The organism is Halorhodospira halophila (genome assembly GCF_016653405.1).
GTDB classification, from domain to species: domain Bacteria; phylum Pseudomonadota; class Gammaproteobacteria; order Nitrococcales; family Halorhodospiraceae; genus Halorhodospira; species Halorhodospira halophila_A.
On record NZ_NHSN01000020.1, the window covers coordinates 1 to 4,318 of the forward strand.

General features: G+C 65.8%; 5 protein-coding genes. 3 read left to right on the forward strand and 2 right to left on the reverse strand.

Annotated elements, in window-relative coordinates; genetic code table 11:
- Window positions 1–203: 203 nt before the first annotated feature.
- Window positions 204–644, forward strand: coding sequence for a THxN family PEP-CTERM protein (locus tag CCR79_RS08500; RefSeq protein ID WP_201170874.1), 441 nt, complete (start codon window positions 204–206; stop codon window positions 642–644).
- 30 nt (window positions 645–674) lie between these two features.
- Window positions 675–938 (forward strand): hypothetical protein, encoded by a 264-nt coding sequence (locus CCR79_RS08505; RefSeq protein ID WP_201170878.1) that lies wholly within the window; start codon window positions 675–677, stop codon window positions 936–938.
- 128 nt (window positions 939–1,066) lie between these two features.
- Here CCR79_RS08505 and CCR79_RS08510 read toward each other — a convergent pair whose 3' ends face one another.
- Both CCR79_RS08510 and CCR79_RS08515 read right to left on the reverse strand, forming a co-directional pair.
- Window positions 1,067–2,269, reverse strand: coding sequence for a sigma 54-interacting transcriptional regulator (locus tag CCR79_RS08510; protein WP_201170890.1), 1,203 nt, complete (start codon window positions 2,267–2,269; stop codon window positions 1,067–1,069).
- Window positions 2,270–2,334: 65 nt separating this feature from the next.
- Window positions 2,335–3,096 carry a lysophospholipid acyltransferase family protein gene (locus CCR79_RS08515; RefSeq protein WP_201170892.1) on the reverse strand — a complete coding sequence of 254 codons (762 nt, stop codon included), beginning with the start codon at window positions 3,094–3,096 and terminating at the stop codon, window positions 2,335–2,337.
- Between the two features lie 207 nt (window positions 3,097–3,303).
- On the opposite strand from CCR79_RS08515, the gene CCR79_RS08520 reads away from it, so the two are divergent.
- Window positions 3,304–4,266, forward strand: a complete 963-nt coding sequence (locus tag CCR79_RS08520) for a sensor domain-containing diguanylate cyclase (protein ID WP_201170895.1) — start codon at window positions 3,304–3,306, stop codon at window positions 4,264–4,266.
- Window positions 4,267–4,318 lie beyond the last annotated feature (52 nt).

Below are 4,318 nucleotides of genomic sequence, written 5' to 3' on the forward strand. Positions count from 1 at the left end.
CACGGCTGGCTGCTGGAGCGCCATGGGTTCCGGTCGCCGGCGCAGGTTCGTACAGACTACCTGGAAACCATGCCGATGGCGGCGTGATTATGCTTACCGGGTGTCCAGGCAACCGGGTGCGGTACACGGCGTGATTATGCTTACCGGGTGTCCAGGCAACCGGGTGCGGTACATCACTCAGAACGGCAGTGGGAGCAGAAACCATGATGAGAAACACCCTGAAAACCGCAGCACTTGCCGGCCTGCTCGTGGCGGGAAGTGCTTCGGCACAGTTGATCACTATTGCTAGCGTCGAGGGGAGATGGACGAGCGCCACCCCCGAACAGGAAGGCGGCACTATCAACGGTATCGGCACCAACCAGATCACCTGGGGCACGGGAGATCAGCCCAGCGGCTACGTTTTCGACGGCTCAGCCCCACCTCCGGTAAGCGGCATCAATATCGGCGAGCGCTTCGACCTCGGGATCTTCACCCACAACAACTTCCCGATCACCGGCACCTTCCTCGATACCGCTCGGCTTGAGGTCACCGCAAACCTCTCCATCAACGGCACCTCCCGCACGGCCGTTTCGTTCTTCGATTTCGAACACTGGGAGACGCCCAATAACGAGAATCCCTGCGCGAATGGAGAACCCAACAACTAGGGGATCAACATCAACGGCTGCGCGGACCGGGTGACCTTCAGCTTCAATGAAGCCCTTTCGGACCGATTCCAGATTGATGGGGATTGGTACGAACTCACCATCGCCGGCTTCCAATCGAACGGCGAACTCTCGGATGTCTTCTGGACTCAGGAAGACGCGTCCAACAATGCAACACTCCGGGGTGTCGTGAACCGGGTGCCCACCCCTGCCACGCTGCCGCTGCTCGGCGCCGGGCTGCTCCTCCTGGGGCTCACGCTGCGTCGCCGGGAGGCTGTGGACGCCGAACATTCTTGATGGCTTTGCAGGCTTCACCAGGCCCTCCCCCCTGAGTTTCACCGCTCGGGGGGTGGGACCATGCGCGCCCCGCGCTTGCGCAGCTCTCCTCGGACACCGTCTCAGCGAGCCCTACACGGGGTGGCCATTCAGCGCATCCCGTGCTTATCGAGGAGTTCGTAGAGGGTCGGCCGGGTCACTCCCAGTTCCATCGAAGCCCGCGAGATATTGCCATTGCAACGGCCCATGGCCTCGGCAATCAGCCGGCGCTCGGCCTCATCACGCACCTCACGCAGGCGCGGCAAATCCTTTTGCGGTTTCGACGAGCGGGGTAAAGGCACTCCCAGATCCTCGGCGCGGATCGCTCCGTGTCCGGCGAGGATCACCGCGCGCCGAATGGCGTTCTCCAACTCACGCACGTTGCCCGGCCACGGATAGGCGGCGATGGCAGCGAGCGCATCAGCACTCAGCTTGCGGCCGCGGTCGCGCCGCCGCCGCGTCATACCCTTGAGCAGGGCATGGGCAATCAGCGCCGGATCCCCGGGGCGCTCACGCAACGGCGGTAGGCGCAGCTGGACCTCTGCGATGCGGTAGTAGAGATCGTCGCGGAATGCCCCCTCGCCCATCCGCTCCACGAGATCCCGGTTGGTCGCGCAAACGACCCGGACGTCCACTGGGATCTCTTTGCGCCCACCGAGCCGCTGGATGGTCCGCTGCTGCAGGAAGCGCAGCAGCTTCGCCTGGACCTCCAGCGGGAGCTCACCGATCTCATCCAGGAACAGGGTACCGCGGTGGGCGCGCTCGATCCGCCCGACCTGCGACCGGTAAGCGCCGGTGAAGGCGCCGCGCTCGAAGCCGAAGAGCTCGCTCTCAAGCAGCTCCGAGGGGATGGCGGCGCAGTTGATGGCCACCATCGGCCCACGGGCGCGGGCCCGGTTGAGTTCATGAAGGGCCTTGGCGAAGAGCTCCTTGCCGGTGCCGCTCTCGCCAAGCAGCAGGACCGTGGCATCCGACGGGGCGATCCGCTCGGTGTCCCGACAGAGCTGGATCATGCGAGGATCGCCAGTGACCAGCCCGAATTGCCGCGGACCGGCCTCTCCCGGCTGGCTGCGAACGCCCCCAATCGGCGCGCTGTCATCCTCGAAGCTTTCTCCGGAGGCGGCCCCACCGGCCAGGGCCCGCTCCACCGCCCGGATCAGCAATGCCGCGTCGACCGGTTCCACGTAAAGATCGGCTTTCGCGGCCACCGGACCATCAGAACTGGGATCAACCCGTCCCAGGCGCAGCCCCTCAGCGTCTTCGAGGAGATACCAACCCCGTAGCACTTCCTGCGCGCCTTCGCATTGAGCCATGATCGTCTACCGGGCTAGCACTACCCTGAAGTTAGCACCCCGCCGGGAAATAACAACGGCCGGTCTCAGTCGGAACCACCGCCCGCGGCCGACCGCGGTGGTCGGACCCGGGTCAGACTGAGGGCCTGCGCCACGGCCTGCTCCGCATCGCCGGCCAGCTCTCGCCGCGAGCGCCCCTCTACGGGGATCGGCTCGAGCAGATGGACCTCCGCTTCGACCCCACGGCCGGCGAGCCAGGCGATGCTGCTCAGGAAGCTTTGCTCGGGAACCAGCGCGCCGAGGCCACCCTGGGGATTGCGGGGGCGATAGGTTACGGCCACAGGCTGAACCACGGCCCCCGCCTCCTGGGGGATGCGAAACAGCCGGGAGATGAATGGCAGGATGCCGTCGCTGCGGTTGAGCCGCCCCTCCGGGAAGACCACGACGCTCTCGCCATCGGCCAGCCTCCCCCGCAGGGCCTCGGCAGCCTGGTCGGCCCCGCCATGGCGGGGGCCGATAAAGACCGTGCCGAGTCGGGCGGCTACTGGGCCGATGACGGGCCACTCGCGTACCTCCTCCTTGCTGAGGAAGGTCGCTGGAGTGATCGCCTGCAGGGCCAGGATATCGACCCAGGAGTAGTGGTTGGGCACAAGGAAGGCCCCCGGGGCCACCTGCCCGTGCACTCGCAGACGTACGCCCAGCAGCCGCAGCGCAGCCTGCGACCAGTGCTGGAACCCCTGCTGCCCGAACCATCGGGAGCGCAGTGCGAGTCCACCCAAGGCCAGACCGCCGGAGATCAGGTGCAGGGTTGCCGCGGGCACAATCAGTAGCTGACGAATCGGGCGCATTGGGGGCTCCTTTTTCCGGAAGGCGTCAGGTTATCAGGGTTCTTGGCGCTCGTACCGCGTAAAGCCACGGGACGATTCATGGTACGCCACCGACTTTTGTCAACTTTTCTGGACGACCCTCTTTCCCGGGTCGCTCAACGCTTGATTCCCCACCCGGAATATTGATCTAACATGGGTCGGGTCATAGCTTGCGCCAAGGACCCTCGGATGAAAGGCCCCAGCCTGGACAGCCAGCCCGTTGCAGGACCGGGCACCCCCAGCGAAGAGGCGCTGCCGGGTGTAAGTGCCGAGGGCAAGATCGCCGTCCTTCAGGAGGTCGGCGGGATCGGTTTCTGGACCTACGACGTGGTGGGCGAACGGGTTCACCTGGATACGCGACTCCAGGCGATCTACGGCTACCAGCACCCCACCGGGCCGGTGGTCATGGACCTGGAGACCTGGCGTGGGCACATCCTGCCGGAGGATCGCCCGTGGGTCTCTCAGTGCTTCTGGCAGGCGTTCCGTAACGACGAGCCCTGGCAGCTTCGTTTTCGGCTGGTCCGCCCGGATGCCGAGATCCGGCACCTGCGCTGTGAAGGCCGGCCGACCGCCCACTCCGGGGAAGAGCCGCGTTATGCGGTGGGCTTTGAGGAGGACATCACCGATCGGGTTCTGCTGGAACGGGAACTGGAGCGCCAGGCGCAGCACGACCCGCTGACCGAGACCAGCAATCGGCGCCGGATGGATCACATCCTCCACGAGGAGCGTGAGCGTGCGCTGCGCTACCAGACCCCGCTCTCGTTGCTAGTCATCGACGGCGATGGCTTTAAACAGATCAACGACGCCTATGGCCACGAGGCCGGCGACCTGCTGCTCCACGAGTTGGTGCAATCCTGCTTTCGCCCCCAGCTGCGGATTACGGACCATCTCGGGCGCTGGGGTGGGGATGAGTTCCTGGTCGTTCTCCCACAGACCGATGAATCCGGGGCCACCGAGGTGGCCGAGCGCATCCGTGAGCAGGTGGCGACCCTCCAGCCGGGGCCGGGATCCATCACCGTGAGCATCGGCATCGCCACCTACCGGCCGCCGGAGGCCACCGGCGCCTGGCTGCGCCGGGCGGATCTCGCCCTCTACGAGGCCAAACGCGCCGGACGCAATCGAGTCGTGCGCTACCGGGAAGGGTTCTTGTAAAACTCCACCGGTTGGGTACGCTTCCCCCAGCCCCGCTTCTGCCCACCGCCGG

What these genes read in the sequence shown, in the direction of transcription:
- CCR79_RS08500 (WP_201170874.1), top strand. Translation starts at nt 204, where the DNA reads ATGATGAGAAACACCCTGAAAACCGCAGCACTTGCCGGCCTGCTCGTG.
- CCR79_RS08510 (WP_201170890.1), bottom strand. Translation starts at nt 2,269, where the DNA reads ATGGCTCAATGCGAAGGCGCGCAGGAAGTGCTACGGGGTTGGTATCTC.
- CCR79_RS08515 (WP_201170892.1), bottom strand. Translation starts at nt 3,096, where the DNA reads ATGCGCCCGATTCGTCAGCTACTGATTGTGCCCGCGGCAACCCTGCAC.
- CCR79_RS08520 (WP_201170895.1), top strand. Translation starts at nt 3,304, where the DNA reads ATGAAAGGCCCCAGCCTGGACAGCCAGCCCGTTGCAGGACCGGGCACC.